Here is a 20038-nt window from a genome sequence, read left to right as displayed (position 1 = left end):
TGCCCGCACTTATTTCTATTCTTTTTGCTGCGCTCCTGGTTATTGCCGGGCTTGGCCGGTGGCCTGTATTAACTAATCAATCTGCGTTTTCATCTCCTACACTGTATTAAATAAGCTCAGCTTCAGAGTTTTAGATAAAGAGTGTTGCAGATGAAACGAGTCTTGGTTGTAGAAGATAGCCACATGGTGACTAAGGTGATTCGCCATGTGCTTGGCGGCTCGCGTCTAATACAAGTTGACTATGCCGCTTCCATGGCCGCGGCGTCGGCACTGCTCGATAAACAAGACTACTTTTGTTGCCTGGTCGACTTGGGGTTGCCGGATGCGCCCAGCGGTGAAATTGTCGATTTGATGCTTAGCAAAAAACTGCCGTGCATTGTTTTGACGGCAAGCTTTGACGAACAGCGCCGCGGTGAACTGCTAAAAAAAGGCGTGGTTGATTATGTCACCAAAGAGGGGCGCTATAGCTACGAGCTCGCCCTTAATACCATTCACCGGCTTATTTTAAATACTCAGTACAAAGTGTTGGTGGTTGACGACAGCGCCGTACAGCGGCGCATGTTAAGTCAGCTTTTTAAGTTGCAGCTGTTTAATGTATATGAAGCCGAAGACGGTGTGGATGCGGTCAAACTGATTTTAGATAACCCCGATATACGTTTGCTAGTGACCGACTACCAGATGCCGCGCATGGACGGTTTTGAACTGGTGAAAAACTTGAGGGTCAAGTATGAAAAAAGTGACCTGATTATTATTGGCCTAAGCTCGGAAGACGACCGTTCACTGTCGGCTAGATTTATCAAATACGGGGCCAATGACTTTCTGCAAAAACCTTTTAACCACGAAGAGTTTTTTTGCCGCATCAATCACAATGTCGAGTTTCTAGAGCTGATTGAGCGCATTAAAGACGCGGCAAATCGCGATGAGCTGTGCGCGTGTTACAGTCGCAGTCACTTTTTCCGCGTTGCCGAGCAGCGTATTAACCAGGCCGAAGATAAAAACACACCCTTAAGCCTTGCTGTACTTGAGCTTGAAGGTTTTGATTTATTTAACGAGCAGCAAGGGTTTAACGCCGGCGATGAAGCGTTAAAGTTACTTGCCGGGCGCTTGATGAAAAGCTTTGACCGCTTTTTTCTGGCGCGCCTTGGCGGCTGTAAGTTTGCAGTGCTGATGCCCGGTTTAGATAACCAAAAAGCCTGTGCTTACGTTGAAAAGGTTCGCCAGCTACTGGCTGCGTCGACGGTGAGCTTGCCCGAAGGGCAGTTTAGTTTTGGCGTGGCGGCGGGGGTCAGCAGCCGCCGAGTTCAAAATGCGGATCAGCTGCTAAGTTCGGCCATTTCTTGTTTACAGCGAGCAAACGATGCCGGCGGCGATATTGTTATTGGCGATTAAAAGGCTCGCCTCTTTAGCGCCGTCCACTTCGCAGCCAGTTTAATAAGCCGCCCTGTAGGCTAAACGCTTTTAAACCCTGTTGCCCGAGCAGCTCTGCCGCTTTGGCACTGCGCACGCCGCTTTGGCAGTACAGGAGTATGTCTTTTCGGGCTTCAGTTGGTCTATCGCCGTTTTCAATTTGGGCAAGCGCAAGGTTTTTGCCACCGATATTAAATGCTTGATGCTCTGCTGCACTGCGAACATCAAGCAGTGTGTAATTACCGCCGTTAAGTGCCTGCTCAAACTGTTCGATAGTTAAATTTGTTGTACTGTTATTTGTGCTGTCGCAGGCTGGCAAAACGTAGTCGTCGCTGAGTTTTTTACCCGGCTCAGTGCTTGTTCCAGAGCAGCAGGCGCATTCACTGCACGCGGCGAGTTTGATTGTTCTAAAACTCAGCTGCATTGCGTCGACTAATAACAAAGAGCCGTCGAGCGGGCTAGCCAGTCCGGCCAGCTGTTTTATGGCTTCACTGGCCTGCAAGGTACCGAGCAGGCCCGGCAACACACCGATAACTCCGGCAGCATTGCAGTCGTCAACATTTTCTGGGTAGTCGGGGAAGAGGCAGCGAAAACAAGCATTACCGGGGCTAAATAGCGCACACTGGCCACTGAACTGGTAGATGCTGGCAAATATCCACGGTTTTTGATGCTTAAAGCACAGGTCGTTTATTTGATAGCGGGTGGCGAAGTTGTCGGTACAATCGAGAATTAAATCGTGCTCACAAATTAATTGCTCGGCGAGCTCGCCTTCAAAGCGCTGAGCGATGGCGTTGATAACAATATCGTTATTTAGCGCGTTTAAATGTTTTTTGCCGCGTTCGGCTTTATTCAGGCCTACGTCGCTGTGGGTAAATAAAATTTGCCGCTGTAAATTGCTAATATCTACATCGTCGTGATCAATTAAGCTAAGTGTACCCACGCCTGCGGCAGCGAGGTAGAGGGCCACTGGCGAGCCGAGTCCACCAGCGCCCACGATCAATACTTTTTTGTGCTTGAGTTTTTGTTGCCCCTCAAGACCAAATTGTGGCAGTTGAATATGGCGGGTATAGCGCAGCCACTCGTCGCCACTGAATTCCATATCTGCGCTATTTGGCGCTTTGCTGCTGGTATTCATCGATCTGCTCTTTAAATATTTTTGCGCTGTTTTGTGGGCTTTCGGCCAGGGTGATGGCGGTAATCATTGCAATGCCGTTTGCGCCGGCTTCAAGCATGGCCTGAATTCGACTTGCGTTGATACCGCCGATGGCAACCAGCGGATAATTGAGGCACTGCTGCCAGTAGCGAAAACCTTCGGGCCCGTGTGGAATCCACGGCATGATTTTGGTTGTGGTTGCGTAAACCGGGCCGACTGCGACATAACTTGGGCGGTAGTGGTGGGCACGCGCAACTTCGTAGTGGCAGTGGGTGCTGGTGCCCAGGCGCAGGCCGGCTTCGCGAATGGCCTTGATGTCGGCATCGTCCAGATCTTCCTGGCCGAGGTGTACACCATAAGCCTGGTGTTTAATGGCCAGTTGCCAGTAGTCATTGATAAACAGGCGGCAGTTGTACTGGCGCCCCAAGCTTATGGCTCTTTCGATTTCGTCTTCGAGCGCCTTGCCTTCAAGTTCTTTAACACGCAGCTGGGCGGTAGTGATGCCCAGCGGCAACAGGCGTTCAAGCCAGGCGGCACTGTCGACAACCGGGTAGAGGCCAAGTGGCGCTTCACCACCATCGGGCAAGGTACAGCCGGGAAAGGCAGGTAACAGCTCGTCGGGGTGAGTAGCGCTGAGCACGGGCAACTCGTGCTGGCTTTTCGGGAAGTTTTTAACTGCCAGCGGGCCGCGCTGGGCACCAAGTGCATAGCTGTTTAACATGCCCTGGTTGATGGCCATTTTGGCGATCACTACAGCATCGTAGAGCGAATATTGCAGAGCCAAAGCTGCCGCGACGGCCGAAGCAAAAGCACAACCACTGCCGCGAGTGTTACTGCCGGGAAGCGCTTCCGAGCTTAACCAGAAGCTGCGCTGGCCATCGCTAAAATAATCCTGTGCGAGACTTTGGTTCTGGCCTTGAATTGAATCGCGGTGACCACCCTTAATAAGTACAGCCTGAAAGCCGAGCTGCAGCAATTGCTTTGCGGCCGCTTCGATATCGCCCGGGCTTGTGATGCTTTGTTCGAGCAGCGCTTCGGCTTCGGGAATATTCGGGGTGAGCAGGCTGATGCCATGCGCGAGTTCTTTAAGTTTTGCCAGCATGCTGGCGGAGCAAAAACTGTCTCCGGCTGTGGCGGCCATCACCGGGTCCCAAATGACCGGGCGCTGCTGCTTGGGCAGCCAGTGTTTAAGCAGGTCGAGCTGCTCTTCACTGGCGACCAAGCCAAGTTTGATGGTGCTGAACTCACAGCTTTGAATGCCGTCGAGCTGGCTTTGAAGTGTTTCACAGGCAAGCGGGTTCAGGGCGGAAAACTGTGTGGAATTTTGTGCGGTATTTGCCGTGCAGACACTTAAGGCGTGGGCCCCCAGTGCCGAGCAAACTTTGACATCCATGCTCAGGCCGGCCATGCCGGCGCTGTCATTGCCGCCTATGCACAAAACGGCGGGGCGGCTTGCGTTAGTGCTGTTACTCATTTGTTTTGATGCCAGAAGGGCGTGCCCAGTGTGGGGGTGCTCGGTGCTGCCAGATCTTTTTCCGGCATTACGCCGGCTTCATAACCTAAGCGGCCGGCTTCAAGCGCGTGTTTAAACGCACGGGCCATAACGATTGGATCTGCGGCTTTTGCCACCGCGGTATTGAGCAGTACGCCGTCATAGCCCATCTCCAGCGCCTGAACGGCGTGCGAGGGGCTGCCTATGCCGGCATCGACGATCATCGTAATGTCTTTGGGCATGCGCGCGCGCAAAACTTTTAAGGCGTAGGGGTCAGTCAGGCCACGGCCGGTGCCGATGGGGGCGCCCCAGGGCATAAGTATGCGACAGCCGGCTTCAACCAGTTTTTCACACAAAACTAAATCGTCGGTGCAATAGGGAAAGACTTCAAAACCCTGGGCGATTAATTCTTTACTTGCTTCGAGCAGGGCAAAGGGGTCGGGTTGCAAGTTGTAATCATCGCCAATGACTTCGAGCTTGAGCCAGTTGGTATTAAAAAGCTCGCGCGCCATTTGTGCCGTGGTTACGGCTTCTTTCACGCTGTGACAACCTGCGGTATTGGGCAGAATGTTTAGGTTGAGCTCTTTTAAATAATTCCAAAATTCCTGGCCGCCGCCCTGCTCTGGGTTTTGACGGCGCAAGCTGACGGTCAGCACTTCGGCCCCGGAGGCGTTAATGGCGTCGACCATAATCTGTGGTGAAGGGTAGAGCGCGGTGCCGATTAGTAGGCGGCTCTTTATGGTTTTATCTGCGAGGGTCCACATGCTTTTGATTAACCACCTTGCATAGGGCTTAGGATTTCAACGCTGTCGCCGTCTTGTAGTTCAATCGTGTCGTAGTTGCTGCGCGGTATAAATTGAGCGTTGACGGCGATTGCAAAGGGCGCATCACCTTTGACTAAATCGTTTATTAACTCGGTTAATTTATTGGAGCTAAGCTGGTGAGCTTTATCGTTAACTAAAACTTTCATACGTTGCTTACAATGCTATCAATCGCGCTGTGCGTGTTGCAGACTTTTTGCTTTTGAATCACCGCTAACACTTGCTCGGCAACAGCCGGGGCAAGTAAATAACCGTGGCGAAAAAGCCCGTTAATGCGCAGCACCCTGTTGTGAACTTGAATTTGAGGCAGGTTGTTTTTCAGTGCCGGCCGACAGTTACTGTCCATTTTAACAATGCGCGCTTCGGCAAAACCGCTGTGCAGGCTGTACAGTGCAGAAAGCAGTTCCAGCGCCGAGCGCACACTCATTGGCGACCAGTCTTCGCTTTCTATTTGAGTGGCGCCGATAATGTAAATGTCATCTTTACCTGTCGGTACTAAATACAGTCGGTAGCGCGGGTGCATCAAGCGCACTAAACGCGTGATGTTCACCGCTGGTGCCTGCACCCACAGCAGCTCTCCGCGCACGGCGCGCACATCTTTCCACTCGCTTTTAGCTCCGGTGCCGCGACAGTCAATGACCCAGTCAAAGTCCCGGCGCAGCGCTTCGCCGTGTTGCTGAGGAGCCTGTTCAGGCTGTTGTTTTGCGTGCGCTTGATGGCGCTGTCGAGCGCAAATAAAGGCCTCGCCTATTTCCTCGACCTGGGTGTGCTCAAGCCACTGTACTCCGAGCTCTAGGCACTGCCGGGCCAGCGCCTGCATGCAATCACTGGCACTGATCCAGGCTTCTTCAGGGAAGAACTCCGCCTTGTCGAAATGTTCGCAAAGTTCGGGCTCAAGCTGGTGTAAGCCGCGTCTATCCAAATGCTGTTGCTGATTGGCAGAAGGCTCAATGCTGTGCTTAAGCTGGGCGTTGAACTGAGCGAGCTCCGCGTAGTCTGCAGCGTGAGCGAGTAACAAGGAGCCGCGGCTCTGGTAGCGCACAGAGCCAAGTTCCTGTACCAGCGAAGGCCAGAGCTCAAGCGAGCGCAGACCCAGGCGGTAAATTGGCAGCTCGGCAGCTTCGGCTTCGGCATAGGGGGTGAGCATGCCCGCGGCGGTGAAACCGGCGGCGTCACCCGCCTCGCGCTGATCTTTATCAAACAGCGTGATGCGGTGGCCGAGTTTGGCAAGCTGCCAGGCGAGTAAGCGCCCACTTAGGCCGGCGCCTGCTATGCCTATCGAGAGAGGGTTGGACATATAAGCGGTGAATTAAACTTCTTTATAAATCTCGCCGCCCTGAGCAAGGAATTCCTCACTCTTTTGCTTCATGCCTGCTTCAATCTCTTTTTGCTGCTCGCTGTAATCGCGAACTTCCTGGGAGATTTTCATTGAGCAGAATTTGGGGCCGCACATGGAGCAGAAGTGAGCCACCTTGGCGCTGTCTTTGGGCAGGGTCTCGTCGTGGAATTCACGCGCGCGATCCGGATCCAACCCTAAGTTGAACTGGTCTTCCCAGCGGAATTCAAAGCGCGCTTTGGACAGCATGTCGTCGCGGTAACGCGCGCCAGGGTGCCCCTTGGCAACGTCGGCGGCGTGAGCGGCAATCTTGTAGGTGATGATGCCTTCTTTTACGTCGTCGCGGTTAGGTAGACCTAAGTGCTCTTTGGGCGTGACATAACAAAGCATGGCACAGCCAAACCAGCCAATCATCGCGGCGCCGATACCGGAAGTGAAGTGGTCGTAACCTGGTGCAATATCGGTGGTCAGTGGCCCCAAGGTGTAGAACGGTGCTTCGTGACAAACTTCAAGCTGCTTGTCCATGTTCTCTTTAACCATGTGCATGGGCACGTGGCCAGGGCCTTCAATCATTACCTGTACGTCGTGTTTCCAGGCGATTTGAGTCAGCTCACCCAAGGTTTCGAGCTCGCCAAATTGCGCAGCATCGTTGGCATCGGCCAGCGAGCCTGGGCGCAGGCCGTCGCCGAGTGAGAAGCTCACGTCGTAGGCCTTCATGATTTCACAGATTTCCTCAAAGTGGGTGTAGAGGAAGTTTTCTTTGTGGTGGGCAATACACCACTTGGCCATGATGGAACCACCACGGCTGACGATGCCGGTGACACGATCGGCTGTCAGCGGCACATAGCGCAGCAGTACACCGGCGTGGATGGTGAAGTAGTCGACACCTTGTTCGGCCTGCTCAATCAGGGTGTCGCGGAAGACTTCCCAGGTCAGGTCTTCGGCAACGCCGTTAACTTTTTCGAGCGCCTGGTAAATGGGTACGGTGCCGATGGGGACCGGGCTGTTGCGCACGATGTAGTCACGGGTTGCGTGAATGTGCTTGCCGGTGGACAGATCCATCACGGTGTCGCCGCCCCAGCGGATGGACCACACCAGTTTTTCTACTTCTTCTTCAATGGAAGAGGTCAGCGCCGAGTTACCGATGTTGGCGTTGATCTTAACGAGGAAGTTGCGGCCGATGATCATCGGCTCCAGCTCGGTGTGGTTGATGTTGGCCGGGATAATGGCGCGGCCTTCGGCCACTTCTTTGCGGACAAATTCCGCCGTGATGGGCTGCAGGTTTGCACCCCAGCTGTGGCCTTTTAAGCGCTCGTTGCGCTCTTCGGTGGTGAATTCGTTGCGCAGGGCTTCGCGACTTTGGTTTTCACGGATGGCGATGTATTCCATCTCGGGGGTGATAATGCCCTTGCGCGCATAGTGCATCTGGCTGACGTTGCCGCCTTCTTTGGCGCGGCGAGGTTTACGCTGCAGTTTTTCGTTGTAATAGGCAAAACCGCGAATTTCATCGGTGTGGCCGTTGTCGATGGGTTTGATCTCGCGGCCTTCGTAGGCTTCAGTGTCGCCGCGCGCTTCAATCCACTTGCTGCGGATGTCGGGCAGACCTTCGTGTACATTAATTTCAGCAGTGGGGTCGGTATAGGGGCCGGAGCAGTCGTAGACACTGACGCTGGTGCCATCGGTCAAAGCGATTTCGCGCATCGGCACCTTAATGTCTGGGTTGCTTTCGCTTTTTACGTAGATTTTGCTGCTCGCGGGCAAAGGCTCGCGAGTAATGATGTCTTGCGCGTCGGCGGTCGAGGTATCGGTAAGGCTGTTCATGCTCACTCCGGCAGTGGATTCGTCTGGCGCGGTCGGAGTGAGGATGGGCAAACGAACACAGTGGGCCAGTCCCGAGCTCTTCCCTACGCCGATGCTAATCGGATCAGGTGGTACGGGTCCGCTCCCAGCTTAGATCATGTGTTTTGATATAGCTGGTTACGTCTCAGCGCAGGGCTCCCCGAGAGTCGCGGCTATTCTACGGCGAAACTGTGTCTCGGGCAATTCGGCGAATGTGCCTGTTTGGCGGCAGTGCCTGTCTATAGTGGGGCATCGCAGGGTCAAGAGCAGGAGCAGTGGCGGTCAGCGCCATGGGCAAAGACCGCCATTGGGAACTGAGCCGAAGTGTTTGTTAGAACATCCAGCTGCTGGGTTCTGGATATGCTTCGCCTTTGTCGAGATATTTCATACCTTTCACACAGCGAATAATTAGCCAGATCAGAACAAAAACTAATACAAAGAAGCCGACAATCACCGTGGTTAGAATCATAGCGATCACAGAATACAGCAGGCCTATCCAAAACGTACGGATTTGGAATCGATAGTGGCTTTGGATCCATTCGGGCGCGTCACTTTTGTTGATGTACGCAATGATCACACCGATGATGCCGGTAAATCCGAGCAGTATGCCCACAAGGTAGAGAATGTAGACCAGTTTGGGGTTGGAGGTGTTTGCCAGTTCTTTGGCTTGGTTATCAGCGCTATCGCTCATACTATTATCCTTAATTGCTTTAACCGTAGCGCGAGCCTAGCACGCCTTAGGCGTGCTAGCTATATCAACACGTCAAGCTGTTGATTTGCACAAGCAGGAATTAATCAGCTTGTACTTTTTCATAACCGATAACTAGTTGTGCTGTGCTTTCATCATATTTTGCGGGCAGGCCCACGGCCTCGGTGTAATTATCTGCACCGCGCCTATTAAGGAATGTGGCTGCGACATTGAAGCTTTCAAAGGCTGCCTGCTCTTTTAAAATAGATGCTGCTGCAAGGTCAAACTCTGTGCTGTGGCCGTCGAGGTAAAACCGTTGTTTTCTTACGACTTCTGTGACATTACTTCCATATAAGCTGAAACTTAAAATAAGCACGTCGTGATTGTTGCCGTTAAAACGGAGCAGGGTTGTATCGCTTTTTTGTTCGAGGCCGATACTAATCGGAGTGACCGTTTTGATGGCTGGGCGAGCATAAGTATCAGCTAACGACGATGTATCTATTGATACAAACTGTTTGGCTGACGATCGGCCGCTGCCTTGTGATAGTTCTACGCCAGCGTTTTGCCACAGCGTCTGAAAAAAGCCAGTTGTTGTTGTATCTGTGCTAACCCAGTCTAAATTTGGCTGGTTGATAAGCTCAAATATCAAGGTGTTTTCGCTTTTGGTATCGGGGCTGTGGGTAAAGCTGTAAATATTGGGCTGGCGAATTTTAACGATATCTGAACCTAGCGGATGCGCATAAATCGTATTTTCAACCTCATCGGCAGCATTGTCTAACAGTTCAAACTCAAGCGTGCGGTACGCCGGGTTTTCTTCCAGAATGATCTCGTAGTCAGTGTAAAAGCCGTGGTCCACGGGTTCTATACGATAATCACCAGCTTCAACTTGATAGCTGCGATCAGACTCGCCTTCGTGCTCTTGTGCGATATAGCTGCGGTAAGATGTTGTCGTATCTACTGGGTTCTCGCACGACTCGATTGCTACTCTACCGAGAAAATCAAAAAAAATATTTCTCTCGCCGTAGGTATTGAAGTTTATGTAATAAACGGGCGGTAACTCTTCTGTGTCAAAGCTGAGCCACTGGCAGTTGCAGCTGAGCGATTCCGCTGTTTGATTTTCGTAGGCAAAGGCCTCAATGTTCACTTGGCCTTCAGCCAAACTTAAGTAGTGTTCGCTGGTGCGCTGGCTTGCAGACTCGGCAAGCAGATTGAAATGCTGGCCAATGTCTGCAGTAATTTCAATGGTGTTTTGGCCTGGCCCTTGTGACCACAGTTCAACTTTTTCACCTGAATCTAAGACTCTGTAGAGTTTCATATCTGTGGGTTTTTCATCGCCACAAATATCTTTTTCTACATTTATCTGAATATTAAGCTTAGCTATTGGGCTTGGGCTTGGGCTTGGGCTTGGGCTTGGGCTTGGGCTTGGACTTGGACTAAGTTGCGCCTGGGGCGATGGGCTGGCCGCGCCAGGGCTGTCACTGTTGCCGCCTGTGCAAGCGGCAAGGGCGCATGTAATTAGAATAAATAACAGGTTTTTTGTGTGCTGCATTGCTGGCTCGAGTGTAAAAAGTGAGCAAACTTACATTAACACAGTGGCGAGAGCAACGATGGCGATTAATAAACAGGTGAGTGGGGTTTATTGTATTTGCGTATTGAGGGTCGCCCGCTTGCGCGGGCGCGGATTCTTGTTTAGTTTTTAAAAAACTTACTGTCGCCGAGGCTCATTAAGAATGCCGACAAGACAAACGTCATATGGATAATGACGTACCACTGCAGTTTGTCGTTGGCGATGTGCTCGAGATTCATAAACATTTTCAGCAAATGAATAGATGAAATAGCGACGATGCTCGCAGCAATTTTGGCTTTGAGTGAGGATGAATCCATTTTGCCGAGCCAGGCGAGCTTTTCTTCGTCGTCGTCAACACGCAAGGCGCTGACAAAGTTTTCGTAGCCGCTCATCATTACCATTACCAGCAGGCCGCCGACCATGGCGATATCTATCAGTGACAGCACCAGCAGAATAACGTCGGCCTCTTTGATTGTTAAGATGTGTGCGAGCAGGTGGTAGACCTCGCGGAAAAACAAAAAACACAAGGCAATGACGGCAAGGCTTAAGCCGAGATAAATCGGCGCCAGCAACCAGCGCGAGCGATACAGCAGTTTTTCAATTAAATTTTCCATCTCTTTTCCTGTGGTGTTAGCGCTTTGCCGCTGCGCCGTGCCCCAACCACGCGTAGCGGCAATATACTTATTGTCGTTTGTCGAGCTCCACCTGTTCTTTGAGCTCTTTGAGCCAAAATAAGGTGCCGCCTGCAACGGCCGCGGGCATCGCAAAAATATTTACAATCGGAATCACAGAGCAGGTCATCAGGCAGCTGCCAAATCCGAAGGTCGAGGCCATGCGGTTCCATAGTGCAAGGCGCGTGCGACTAAAGGGCAATTGGTGATTGTCGGCGGGGTAGTCGGCGTATTGAATCGCCATCGACCAGGCCCCCCAGAGCATGCCAATTAGCGGCGCCAGTACTTGCACAAGCGGGATAAAACCAACCAACACCATGACTAAAATAATTAGTAAACCGCGGCCGAGAAAATACATGAGTTTGCTAAATTCGCGGCCCAAGGTTCTGAATATCATTGCGCTTAAGCTTTCTTCGGGTGGGCCCTGGCCGGTTAATACACGCTCGACACTTTCGGCAAGCAAACCGTAAAACGGCGCGGCAATAATATTGGTGATGACGTTAAAGCTGTAACCGTAAACAATTAAAAAAAGTACCCCGACAATAAACCAGACAAACCACGCAAACGGCGCGACCCACGGTTGTATGGATTCGGGTATCCACGAGCTGCCTTCGTTAAAAACCGTCCAAAAGTAGCTGAGTAACACACTCGTTAAAACAATAAATAAAACGCAGTTAACAATCAGCGGGACAAGTATGTACGGGCGCAATTTGGGGTGCAGCAGCAGCCGCGCCCCTTCGAACATATAGCGTGCGCCGGTAATGAGGTTGTTGCGAGGGGCGTCAATCGGCATGGGCTTAAGCTTGGGCTCCGGCGGCGCTCAAGGCGGCGCAGTATTCCTTACTTTGCTCGTGCTGTTGGGCGATTTGTAACAGGCTCAGCCCCTCCGGGCCTTTGGCGTTGAGATCGTGGCCGGCTTCAACAAAAAAGCCGACAAAGCTTGCGAAATTTTCGGCTTTCATACTGCGGTAGGCGCGCTCGAGCAGGGCGTAATCGCGGTTTATGCCTTCGGTTTCACGTATTTCCAGAAATGACTTTACACGCGCTTCATCAAATACTTCACCGAGGACTTTTTGTTTGTCTTTTTTTAAGCTCATGCTAATTTCTCTTTCAAAATTTTGTTCAGTTGTTGTGGGTTGGCCTGGCCTTTTGATGCTTTCATGCACTGGCCAACAAAAAAGCCGAGCATTTTCGGTTTTTTATCGTCGTCGGCGGCGCGATAGTTTTCTACCTGTGCGGCGTTGTTGTTAATAACCTCGTCGACAATCTTTTCAAGAGCGCCGCTGTCGCTGACTTGTTTCAAGCCTTTGGCTTCGATAATAAGGTCGACGTCGCCTTCGCCTTTCCACAGTGCATCAAAAACGGTTTTAGCTATTTTGCTACTAATAGTCCCGTCTTTGATGCGCAGGATTAGCTCACCGAGTTGCTCGGCGTTAATCGGCGCTTCGCTCAGGCTAATCTCTTCGGCGTTCAAGCGGGCACTGACCTCGCCCATCAGCCAGTTGGCGCTGAGTTTGGCATCGCCACTCTTGGCGGTGGCCGCTTCAAAAAATTGAGCGCTCACAGCACTGTCGCTAAGTAATTCGGCGTCGTAAGCTGATAGACCGTACTGCTCTTCAAAGCGGGCTTTGCGCGCGGCTGGTAGCTCCGGCAACAATTTGCGCACTTGTTCGATATAGTCATCGTCGATGTGTACCGGCAGCAGGTCCGGGCACGGGAAGTAGCGGTAGTCGTTGGCTTCTTCTTTCGAGCGCATACTCTTTGCGGTGTGTGTATCGCCGTTATATAAGCGCGTTTCCTGAGTGATGCTGCCGCCGTCTTCGATGACTTCGATCTGGCGCTCAACTTCCTGTTCGATACAGCGTTCCATAAAGCGGAAGCTGTTCAGGTTTTTGGTTTCGGTGCGGGTGCCGAGCTTGTCTTCGCCCATTGGGCGCACGCTTATATTAACGTCAAAACGCATCGACCCCTGGCTCATCTCACCGTCGCAGATGCCGAGAGAGCTCACCAGAGCGTGCAGCTTACGGGCGAAAGCCACTGCCTCGTCGGCGCTGCGAATATCGGGCTCGGTGACAATTTCAATCAGCGGTGTGCCGGCTCGGTTTAGGTCGATGCCACTCATGCCATGGAAATCTTCGTGCAGGCTTTTGCCTGCGTCTTCTTCGAGGTGGGCGTGGTGGATGCGCACGCGCTTAGTCGCTTCGCCGACCTGAATATCGACATGGCCGCCGATGACTATCGGCTTGTCGAGCTGGGTGGTTTGATAACCCTTGGGCAGATCCGGGTAAAAGTAGTTTTTACGCTCAAATACAGACTCTTTGCCGATTTCGGCATCGATGGCCAGGCCAAACATCACCGCTTTGCGGAAAGCTTCTTCGTTCGCCACTGGCAGGGTGCCGGGCATGGCCAGGTCGACCAGGCTGGCCTGAGTATTGGGTTCGGCGCCAAAGGCGATACTGGAGCCGGAGAAAATTTTAGTATTGGTGTTCAGCTGAACGTGAACTTCCAAGCCAATCACTGTTTCCCATTGCATATCAGTACTCCTTATTCAATGCCGGCTGGGGCGAGGCTGTGGAAATCGGTCGCTTGCTGGAAGCGGTGTGCGGCGCCTAACATGCGCGCTTCGTCGAAGTAGTTGCCGATTAATTGCAGGCCGACGGGTTTGCCATCGACCAGGCCGCAGGGCAGGCTCATGCCGGGTAGGCCGGCGAGATTAGTGGCAATGGTATAGATATCTTCGAGGTACATCGCGACCGGATCGTCAGTTTTGCTGCCGAACGGGAAGGCCGGGCTCGGTGAGGTCGGCCCGAGAATCAGGTCGACCTTGGCAAAGGCCTGTTCAAAATCCTGCTTCATCAGGCGCCTGACCTGCTGTGCCTTGCGATAGTAAGCATCGTAATAACCCGCGCTCAGCGCATAGGTGCCTACGAGGATGCGGCGCTTGACCTCTTCGCCAAAGGCTTCGCCGCGCGAGCGCTTGTACAGGTCTTCGAGATCTTGAGGGTTTTCGCAGCGATAGCCGTAGCGCACGCCGTCAAAGCGGCTCAAGTTGGCTGAACATTCGGCCGGGGCAATCACGTAATAAGCGGGCACGGCCAGCTCGGTGTGCGGCAAGGTGATGCTGACAATTTCTGCACCGAGGCTCTGATACACCTTGATGGCGTCTTGCACAGCTTGTTCGGTGCCGGGGTCGAGGCCTTCACCGAAATACTCTTCGGGCACACCTATGCGCAAACCGTCGAGGCTGGCATTGAGCCCGGCGCTGTAGTCGGGCACTTCTTTGTCGATGCTGGTTGAATCTTTACTGTCATAGCTGGCCATGGTGCTCAGCATCAGCGCGCAGTCTTCGGCTGTTTGAGCCATGACACCGCCCTGATCGAGGCTCGACGCAAACGCAATCATGCCCCAGCGGCTGACGCGGCCGTAAGTTGGCTTGATGCCAGTGATGCCACACAGTGCCGCCGGTTGGCGAATTGAGCCGCCGGTGTCCGTTGCAGTGGCCGCCGGCGCCAGGCGCGCGGCGACACAGGCCGCTGAACCGCCGGAGGAGCCGCCGGGCACACAGTCGCGCGCCCAGGGGTTTAAGACCTTGCCAAAATACGAGGTCTCGTTGGACGACCCCATCGCAAACTCGTCCATATTGGTTTTGCCGAGGGTGACGGCGCCGGCGTTGAGGTAGTTTTCGACCACGGTGGCGTTGTAGGGCGCTTTGAAGTTGCTCAGCATTTTTGAGCCGCAGCTGGTTAATACGCCGTCGGTGCAAAAGATGTCTTTGTGTGCAATTGGTACACCGAGCAAAGGCGCACTGTCGCCGGCGGCGCGTTTGCTATCAGCCGCCTTGGCTTGTGCGAGCGCAAGCTCTTCGGTGGTGGTAATAAAACTGTTAAGTTCGCCATCTAAGCGCTTGATGCGTTCGAGATAGTGTTGGGTCAGTTCGAGGCTGGAGAACTCCTTGGCCTCTAACTTTTGTAGCTGTTGTGCGAGTGTCAACGTGTGCATTGCAATAATCCGTGCAGAGCTTAGTCAATAACTTTGGGAACGAGGTAGAGGCCTTCTTCGGTGGCGGGGGCAATGCTCTGCATTTTTTCGCGAACATTTGTCTCCGTCACGACGTCGGCGCGCAGGCGCTGAACCGCATCCAGTGGGTGGGCCATCGGCGCTACGCCGTCGGTGTCGGCCGCTTGCAGTTGGTCGACAAGGCCGAGCACCTCGGTGATGCTTTTGGCGGTTTCCTCGGCGACATCGTCGCTGATATGCACACGTGCCAGGTGGGCAATTTTTTGAATTTCGGAAGGGTTCACATCGATCTCCGGGCCGGCCTGGGTGGCGAGGGCCGCGTTGGTTATTTGTGCTAAGTATCTAAGTGCGCCGCATGCGGCGCTAGAAAGCCCGCTAGTTTACATATTTCTGCCTTGCCCAAAAAGCCCAGCATTGTTAGAGTGCGAGCATCTTTTATATAGGTCCGAACAGCGATAAAAACAGGGCCTCAATAAATAAGCGATTCACGATGTTAAAAAAAGTCAAAGGTCTTTTTTCGAGTGACCTGAGTATTGACCTGGGCACGGCGAATACACTGATTTACGTTCGCGGCCGGGGCATTGTTTTAAACGAACCTTCAGTGGTTGCGATTCGCAACCACAACGGGCAAAAAAGTGTCGAGGCGGTTGGCGAAAGTGCCAAGCGCATGCTCGGTCGAACGCCGGGCAATATCACCGCTATTCGCCCTCTTAAAGACGGGGTGATCGCTGATTTTCAGGTGACTGAAAAAATGCTCCAGCACTTTATCCGCAAAGTGCATGAGAATTCCTGGTTTCAACCGAGCCCGCGCGTATTGATTTGTGTGCCCTGCCTGTCGACAGAAGTGGAAAAGCGGGCTATTCGCGAATCGGCGCTCGGTGCCGGTGCCCGCGAGGTACACTTGATTGAGGAGCCGATGGCCGCGGCTATCGGCGCCGGCCTCAAAGTTGAACAGGCCACAGGTTCCATGGTTGTCGACATCGGTGGTGGCACCACTGAAATCGCAATCTTGTCGCTCAACGGTGTGGTTTTGTCGGACTCCGTTCGCATCGGCGGCGATCGTTTTGATGAAGCTGTGGTGAACTATGTGCGCCGCAAATACGGCAGTGTCATCGGCGACGCTACCGCAGAGCGCATCAAGACGGAAATCGGCTGTGCCTATTCTGGCAGTGAAGCGCTGGAGATCGACGTGCGCGGTCGCAACTTGGCCGAAGGGGTGCCCAAAAGTTTTACCCTGAGCAGCGAAGAAATACTCGAAGCTTTGCAAGAGCCGCTTGCCGGCATCATGCAAGCCGTGAAAAGCGCGTTGGAGTTGAGCCCGCCGGAACTGGCCTCTGATATTGCTGAAACCGGTATTGTTCTAACCGGTGGTGGCGCCTTGCTGCGCGATCTCGATCGCCTGCTCAGCGAAGAAACCGGCCTGCCTGTTATTGTTGCCGATGATCCGCTGACCTGTGTTGCCCGCGGTGGCGGTATGGCGCTGGAATTGATGGAAACACAGAAAATCGACCTTGCCATCTAAGCCGTTTGCAGCTTAGCTCGGTTAAGTGGGGGCCTGAGTTATCAAACCGATTTTTCGCAAAGGCCCATCTTCGGTTGCCCGTCTATTGTTTTGGGCGGGCGCCGCATTAAGTCTCGCCCTGGTTTTTATTTTTAGCCCCTGGCTGTCTTCGCTTCGCCACCAGGTTGTCGACCTCAGTGCGCCGTTGTATTGGGTCAGCGATTTGCCCGAGCGCGCCGGCGAGTGGGCCGATAACCGGCTGATGTCCCGCGCCAAACTGATTCATGAAAACCAGGCGCTGCGCTCAGAAAATCTAGTTCTCGCTCAAAAACTTCAGTTAAACGCCGCGCTCGAAGCCGAGAACTTTCGCTTGCGCCAACTGTTAAATGCTTCTGATTCGGTTGAGGCGCGGGTCTTAATTGGCGAAATTATCGGCGTTGCTCCGGATCCTCAAGTGCACAAGGTGCTGATCAATCGCGGCAGCGACAACGGTGTTTATGTCGGTCAGGCCGTGCTCGACGCCTTTGGTTTGATGGGCCAGGTCGTTGAAGTTGGCAAATATCAGAGTGTGGCGCTGCTGATTACCGATACCTCCCACGCACTGCCAGTGCAGGTTAATCGCAACGGTGTGCGCCTGGTGGCCGATGGCATCGGCGATCTCGATACCCTGGTTTTGCGCCACGTTGCCAACACGGTCGATATTGAAGTTGGTGATTTGCTAGTCAGCTCCGGCCTCGGCCTGGTATTCCCTGCTGGTTATCCGGTTGCGCAAGTCACCGAGGTCCTGGTTGATCCCGGCCAGGCTTTTGCGCGAGTCAAGGCGCGGCCAAAAGCGCAGATGAATCGCAGTCGCCATATATTATTTGTATTTGAAGACAACAAGGGCCTTGAATAATGCTTGGGCCTCAGCCTTTGCGTTTTCATTTGGCACTTGTCAGCTCCGTTTGTTTGGGGCTTTTATTTGCGGTTATTCCGCTTGGCCCAGAGTTGGATATCTTTCGCCCAGAGCTGTTGTGCCTGGTGGTTATTTTTTGGCTGCTGCACGCGCCGGCGCCGCTCGGTTTGGCGTTTGCGTTTGTTGTTGGGCTGGCACAAGACGTGGCGGAGTTCGGTATTTGGGGCGCTCACGCCTTTGCTTTAGTGATACTCAGCTACCTGTTGTTAAATGCCAAACAGCGCCTGAAAACCTATGCCCTTTGGCAGCAGAGCTTGTGGATCGCGGTACTGATTGGTGTGCATCAAGTGTTGGTAAATTGGGTGCAAGGTATGGCCGGTTATGGCACCACCGTACCGGTGCTGCTGGCATCCATAGCCAGCACGGCTTTGATATGGCCTGTATTTGACGCGCTGGCTTGGCGCCTTGGTCGCAGTTTAAGGTTGTTTTAGTTTTTTAACGTAGAGCTCCCGGCGGAGCGCGAGTACTTAAAATGGCAGCAGAGCGCGTATTACAACTTAATTCGGCGTCGCCGAGACGGCGCGAGCTGCTGCAGCAAATTGGCGCTCGCTTTACGCAGCTTTCGGCGGCGATTGATGAGACGCCATTGGCAGGCGAGCTGCCCGAAGCCTACGTCAAGCGCTTGGCCTGCGGCAAGGCCCGGGCCGGTTTTGAGTGTTCTCCTCTCGCGCCGTGCATGGGTTCTGACACGATTGTTGTCGCCGCTGCGGGCAGTGCTTTTGAATTGCTTGGCAAACCAAAAAACAAGCAGGATGCTTTGCGCATGCTCAGTTTATTGAGCGGTCGCAGTCACACTGTTTATACCGCCGTCAGTATCTGCGATGCTGAGCGCATGGCGAGCCGTTTGAGCGTGTCGACAGTGACAATGAAGCCGCTTAGCGAGCAATTAATGGAGTCGTATTGGGCCAGTGGTGAGGCGGCTGACAAGGCCGGAGCCTACGGTATTCAGGGGCTCGCTGCGGCATTTATCGAAAGCTTACACGGTTCCTACAGCGGTGTGATGGGCCTGCCCCTGGCTGAAACGCTTGAGTTGTTGGATGAATTTAGGCTGCCTCACGCACTCAGTGCCGGGCAGAAAGCATAAAAAGAGCTATGAGTGACGAGATTCTGGTAAATGTTGGCCCGACGGAGACCCGCGATGCGCTGATCGAAAATGGCGTGTTACAGGAAGTCTACATCGAGCGAACCCACAGCAAGGGCTACGTTGGCAATATATATAAAGGCAAGGTGATTCGGGTGTTGCCCGGCATGCAGGCGGCTTTTGTTGATATTGGCCAGGAGCGTGCGGGCTTTATTCACGTTGCCGACCTCGCTCCGCGCGACGACAAAGGTCTGGAAACACGCCTAAATGAGCACAGCGATATCCGCAGCTACCTGCGCGAGGGGCAGGAGCTTGTGGTGCAGGTGATAAAAGATCCGATCAGCACCAAAGGCGCGCGTCTAACGACCCACCTGAGTGTCAGTGCGCGCTATTTAGTTTATATGCCCTATACCGAGCACATCGGCGTATCCGCCCGCATTGAAGATGAAAACGAGCGCGAGCGTTTAAAAACAGCGGTGCAGCAGCTCGCGTCGGAGTTTGATGAGCAGTACAAGGTCGGTGGTTTTATTGTGCGCACGGCCGCCGAGGGTGTTGAAGCGGAAGAGTTTCGCGCCGATGTGCCTTTTGTATTTCGGGTCTGGGCCGATATCGAACAAAAAATCAAAGCGGCCAAAGCTCCGGCGGTGGTCTATGAAGATTTACCGCTGTACATGCGCACCATTCGCGACTTGATGCGCCCGAATATTGAGAAGGTCAGAATCGATTCGCGCGAGGCCTACCAGCGCATGCAGAGTTTTGCCAAGCACTATGCGCCGGAAATTGGCAGCAAGCTTGAGCACTATCCCGGTGAGCGGCCGATCTTTGACTTGTACAGTGTTGAAGACGAGCTATCAAAAGCACTTGAGGTCAAAGTCAGTCTCAAGTCCGGTGGTTATTTACTGATAGAACAGACTGAGGCGATGAGCACCATCGACGTCAACACCGGTGCTTTTGTTGGCCATCGCAACCTCGAAGAAACTATTTTTAAAACCAATCTTGAAGCGGCGGCGGCGATCGCCCGGCAGCTGCGCCTGCGAAATATTGGCGGCATTGTTATTCTCGATTTTATCGATATGGTCGATGCCGAACACCAGCGCCAGGTCTTGCGCACTCTCGAAAAAAATCTCGAGCGCGATCGTGTTAAAACCAGTATTACCGGTGTCAGTGAACTCGGGTTGGTTGAAATGACACGCAAGCGCACGCGCGAGTCGCTGACACAGATGCTTTGCGAGCCCTGTCCCGTGTGCCAGGGGCGCGGCAAATTAAAGTCGGCTGAAACTATCTGCTACGAAATCTTTCGCGAAATTTTGCGTGAAAGTCGCGCGTATGAAAGTAAAAATTTTGTTGTACTGGCGTCTCAGGTTGTCATCGATCGTTTGCTCGATGAAGAGTCTGCCAACGTTGCTGATTTGGAAGAGTTTATTGAAGGAACAATACGCTTTCAGGTCGAAAGCATCTATCATCAGGAGCAGTACGACATCATATTGTCGCAGTAACTCAGGTTCCGACG

General features: G+C 53.1%; 20 protein-coding genes. 6 read left to right on the top strand and 14 right to left on the bottom strand.

The window, feature by feature from the left end:
• Window positions 1-150: 150 nt before the first annotated feature.
• On the top strand, window positions 151-1389 hold the full coding sequence (locus tag CFK45_RS04720) for a response regulator (RefSeq protein WP_096085281.1): 1239 nt from the start codon (window positions 151-153) through the stop codon (window positions 1387-1389).
• Between the two features lie 13 nt (window positions 1390-1402).
• On the opposite strand, the gene moeB is transcribed toward CFK45_RS04720, so the two are convergent.
• The 14 genes from moeB to gatC all read right to left on the bottom strand — a co-directional run bounded on the left by moeB (window position 1403) and on the right by gatC (window position 15275).
• A complete protein-coding gene (moeB, locus tag CFK45_RS04715) occupies window positions 1403-2542 on the bottom strand; it encodes a HesA/MoeB/ThiF family protein (RefSeq protein ID WP_096085280.1) in 1140 nt (379 codons plus the stop codon).
• The gene (gene thiE / locus CFK45_RS04710) at window positions 2514-4034 is read right to left on the bottom strand and encodes a thiamine phosphate synthase (RefSeq protein ID WP_096085279.1); all 1521 of its coding nucleotides are present in this window, start codon (window positions 4032-4034) and stop codon (window positions 2514-2516) included. Before thiE ends, moeB begins: the two co-directional genes overlap by 29 nt.
• Window positions 4031-4816 carry a thiazole synthase gene (locus CFK45_RS04705; RefSeq protein ID WP_096085278.1) on the bottom strand — a complete coding sequence of 262 codons (786 nt, stop codon included), beginning with the start codon at window positions 4814-4816 and terminating at the stop codon, window positions 4031-4033. The genes thiE and CFK45_RS04705 overlap by 4 nt, the downstream gene beginning before the upstream one ends.
• Before the next feature lie 8 nt (window positions 4817-4824).
• Entirely contained in the window at window positions 4825-5022 is a 198-nt protein-coding gene (thiS, locus tag CFK45_RS04700; protein ID WP_096085277.1) for a sulfur carrier protein ThiS, read from the bottom strand.
• Complete coding sequence (locus CFK45_RS04695; protein ID WP_096085276.1) at window positions 5019-6170, bottom strand: FAD-dependent oxidoreductase; 1152 nt, start codon at window positions 6168-6170, stop codon at window positions 5019-5021. The genes thiS and CFK45_RS04695 overlap by 4 nt, the downstream gene beginning before the upstream one ends.
• 12 nt (window positions 6171-6182) lie before the next feature.
• Window positions 6183-8030 carry a phosphomethylpyrimidine synthase ThiC gene (gene thiC / locus CFK45_RS04690; protein WP_096085275.1) on the bottom strand — a complete coding sequence of 616 codons (1848 nt, stop codon included), beginning with the start codon at window positions 8028-8030 and terminating at the stop codon, window positions 6183-6185.
• Window positions 8031-8379: 349 nt separating this feature from the next.
• Window positions 8380-8739, bottom strand: coding sequence for a DUF4870 family protein (locus CFK45_RS04685; RefSeq protein ID WP_096085274.1), 360 nt, complete (start codon window positions 8737-8739; stop codon window positions 8380-8382).
• A 100-nt stretch (window positions 8740-8839) separates the two neighbouring features.
• Window positions 8840-10285 (bottom strand): hypothetical protein, encoded by a 1446-nt coding sequence (locus CFK45_RS04680; protein WP_096085273.1) that lies wholly within the window; start codon window positions 10283-10285, stop codon window positions 8840-8842.
• Window positions 10286-10425: 140 nt separating this feature from the next.
• A complete protein-coding gene (locus CFK45_RS04675; protein ID WP_096085272.1) occupies window positions 10426-10917 on the bottom strand; it encodes a TIGR00645 family protein in 492 nt (163 codons plus the stop codon).
• A gap of 67 nt (window positions 10918-10984) precedes the next feature.
• Window positions 10985-11767, bottom strand: a complete 783-nt coding sequence (gene cysZ / locus CFK45_RS04670) for a sulfate transporter CysZ (protein ID WP_239923559.1) — start codon at window positions 11765-11767, stop codon at window positions 10985-10987.
• A 4-nt stretch (window positions 11768-11771) separates the two neighbouring features.
• Window positions 11772-12071, bottom strand: a complete 300-nt coding sequence (locus CFK45_RS04665) for a PA4642 family protein (protein ID WP_096085271.1) — start codon at window positions 12069-12071, stop codon at window positions 11772-11774.
• Window positions 12068-13507, bottom strand: coding sequence for an Asp-tRNA(Asn)/Glu-tRNA(Gln) amidotransferase subunit GatB (gene gatB / locus CFK45_RS04660; protein WP_096085270.1), 1440 nt, complete (start codon window positions 13505-13507; stop codon window positions 12068-12070). Before gatB ends, CFK45_RS04665 begins: the two co-directional genes overlap by 4 nt.
• Before the next feature lie 11 nt (window positions 13508-13518).
• Window positions 13519-14973, bottom strand: a complete 1455-nt coding sequence (gene gatA, locus CFK45_RS04655; protein ID WP_096085269.1) for an Asp-tRNA(Asn)/Glu-tRNA(Gln) amidotransferase subunit GatA — start codon at window positions 14971-14973, stop codon at window positions 13519-13521.
• A gap of 20 nt (window positions 14974-14993) precedes the next feature.
• Window positions 14994-15275, bottom strand: a complete 282-nt coding sequence (gatC, locus tag CFK45_RS04650; RefSeq protein ID WP_096085268.1) for an Asp-tRNA(Asn)/Glu-tRNA(Gln) amidotransferase subunit GatC — start codon at window positions 15273-15275, stop codon at window positions 14994-14996.
• A gap of 206 nt (window positions 15276-15481) precedes the next feature.
• Here gatC and CFK45_RS04645 point away from each other — a divergent pair, with 206 nt between their 5' ends.
• From CFK45_RS04645 to rng, 5 genes are all read left to right on the top strand, one after another.
• On the top strand, window positions 15482-16513 hold the full coding sequence (locus CFK45_RS04645) for a rod shape-determining protein (RefSeq protein ID WP_096085267.1): 1032 nt from the start codon (window positions 15482-15484) through the stop codon (window positions 16511-16513).
• Window positions 16514-16631: 118 nt separating this feature from the next.
• Window positions 16632-17387: a rod shape-determining protein MreC gene (gene mreC, locus CFK45_RS04640; protein WP_414630746.1), complete on the top strand. Its 756-nt coding sequence runs from the start codon at window positions 16632-16634 to the stop codon at window positions 17385-17387.
• Window positions 17387-17878, top strand: coding sequence for a rod shape-determining protein MreD (gene mreD / locus CFK45_RS04635; RefSeq protein ID WP_096085265.1), 492 nt, complete (start codon window positions 17387-17389; stop codon window positions 17876-17878). Before mreC ends, mreD begins: the two co-directional genes overlap by 1 nt.
• Window positions 17879-17919: 41 nt before the next feature.
• A complete protein-coding gene (locus CFK45_RS04630) occupies window positions 17920-18531 on the top strand; it encodes a Maf family protein (protein ID WP_096085264.1) in 612 nt (203 codons plus the stop codon).
• A gap of 8 nt (window positions 18532-18539) precedes the next feature.
• Complete coding sequence (gene rng / locus CFK45_RS04625) at window positions 18540-20024, top strand: ribonuclease G (protein WP_096085263.1); 1485 nt, start codon at window positions 18540-18542, stop codon at window positions 20022-20024.
• The last annotated feature ends 14 nt before the right edge of the window (window positions 20025-20038 follow it).

This window comes from Agaribacterium haliotis, assembly GCF_002312815.1.
Lineage (GTDB): Bacteria > Pseudomonadota > Gammaproteobacteria > Pseudomonadales > Cellvibrionaceae > Agaribacterium > Agaribacterium haliotis.
The sequence above is the reverse complement of the archived record's forward strand: the minus strand, read 5'-3'. Positions and strand labels throughout refer to the sequence as shown.

Excerpts from the sequence above, each read along its gene's own strand:
- CFK45_RS04720 (WP_096085281.1), top strand. The coding sequence starts at position 151 with ATGAAACGAGTCTTGGTTGTAGAAGATAGCCACATGGTGACTAAGGTG.
- moeB (WP_096085280.1), bottom strand. The coding sequence starts at position 2,542 with ATGAATACCAGCAGCAAAGCGCCAAATAGCGCAGATATGGAATTCAGT.
- thiE (WP_096085279.1), bottom strand. The coding sequence starts at position 4,034 with ATGAGTAACAGCACTAACGCAAGCCGCCCCGCCGTTTTGTGCATAGGC.
- CFK45_RS04705 (WP_096085278.1), bottom strand. The coding sequence starts at position 4,816 with ATGTGGACCCTCGCAGATAAAACCATAAAGAGCCGCCTACTAATCGGC.
- thiS (WP_096085277.1), bottom strand. The coding sequence starts at position 5,022 with ATGAAAGTTTTAGTTAACGATAAAGCTCACCAGCTTAGCTCCAATAAA.
- CFK45_RS04695 (WP_096085276.1), bottom strand. The coding sequence starts at position 6,170 with ATGTCCAACCCTCTCTCGATAGGCATAGCAGGCGCCGGCCTAAGTGGG.
- thiC (WP_096085275.1), bottom strand. The coding sequence starts at position 8,030 with ATGAACAGCCTTACCGATACCTCGACCGCCGACGCGCAAGACATCATT.
- CFK45_RS04685 (WP_096085274.1), bottom strand. The coding sequence starts at position 8,739 with ATGAGCGATAGCGCTGATAACCAAGCCAAAGAACTGGCAAACACCTCC.
- CFK45_RS04680 (WP_096085273.1), bottom strand. The coding sequence starts at position 10,285 with ATGCAGCACACAAAAAACCTGTTATTTATTCTAATTACATGCGCCCTT.
- CFK45_RS04675 (WP_096085272.1), bottom strand. The coding sequence starts at position 10,917 with ATGGAAAATTTAATTGAAAAACTGCTGTATCGCTCGCGCTGGTTGCTG.
- cysZ (WP_239923559.1), bottom strand. The coding sequence starts at position 11,767 with ATGCCGATTGACGCCCCTCGCAACAACCTCATTACCGGCGCACGCTAT.
- CFK45_RS04665 (WP_096085271.1), bottom strand. The coding sequence starts at position 12,071 with ATGAGCTTAAAAAAAGACAAACAAAAAGTCCTCGGTGAAGTATTTGAT.
- gatB (WP_096085270.1), bottom strand. The coding sequence starts at position 13,507 with ATGCAATGGGAAACAGTGATTGGCTTGGAAGTTCACGTTCAGCTGAAC.
- gatA (WP_096085269.1), bottom strand. The coding sequence starts at position 14,973 with ATGCACACGTTGACACTCGCACAACAGCTACAAAAGTTAGAGGCCAAG.
- CFK45_RS04645 (WP_096085267.1), top strand. The coding sequence starts at position 15,482 with ATGTTAAAAAAAGTCAAAGGTCTTTTTTCGAGTGACCTGAGTATTGAC.
- mreD (WP_096085265.1), top strand. The coding sequence starts at position 17,387 with ATGCTTGGGCCTCAGCCTTTGCGTTTTCATTTGGCACTTGTCAGCTCC.
- CFK45_RS04630 (WP_096085264.1), top strand. The coding sequence starts at position 17,920 with ATGGCAGCAGAGCGCGTATTACAACTTAATTCGGCGTCGCCGAGACGG.
- rng (WP_096085263.1), top strand. The coding sequence starts at position 18,540 with ATGAGTGACGAGATTCTGGTAAATGTTGGCCCGACGGAGACCCGCGAT.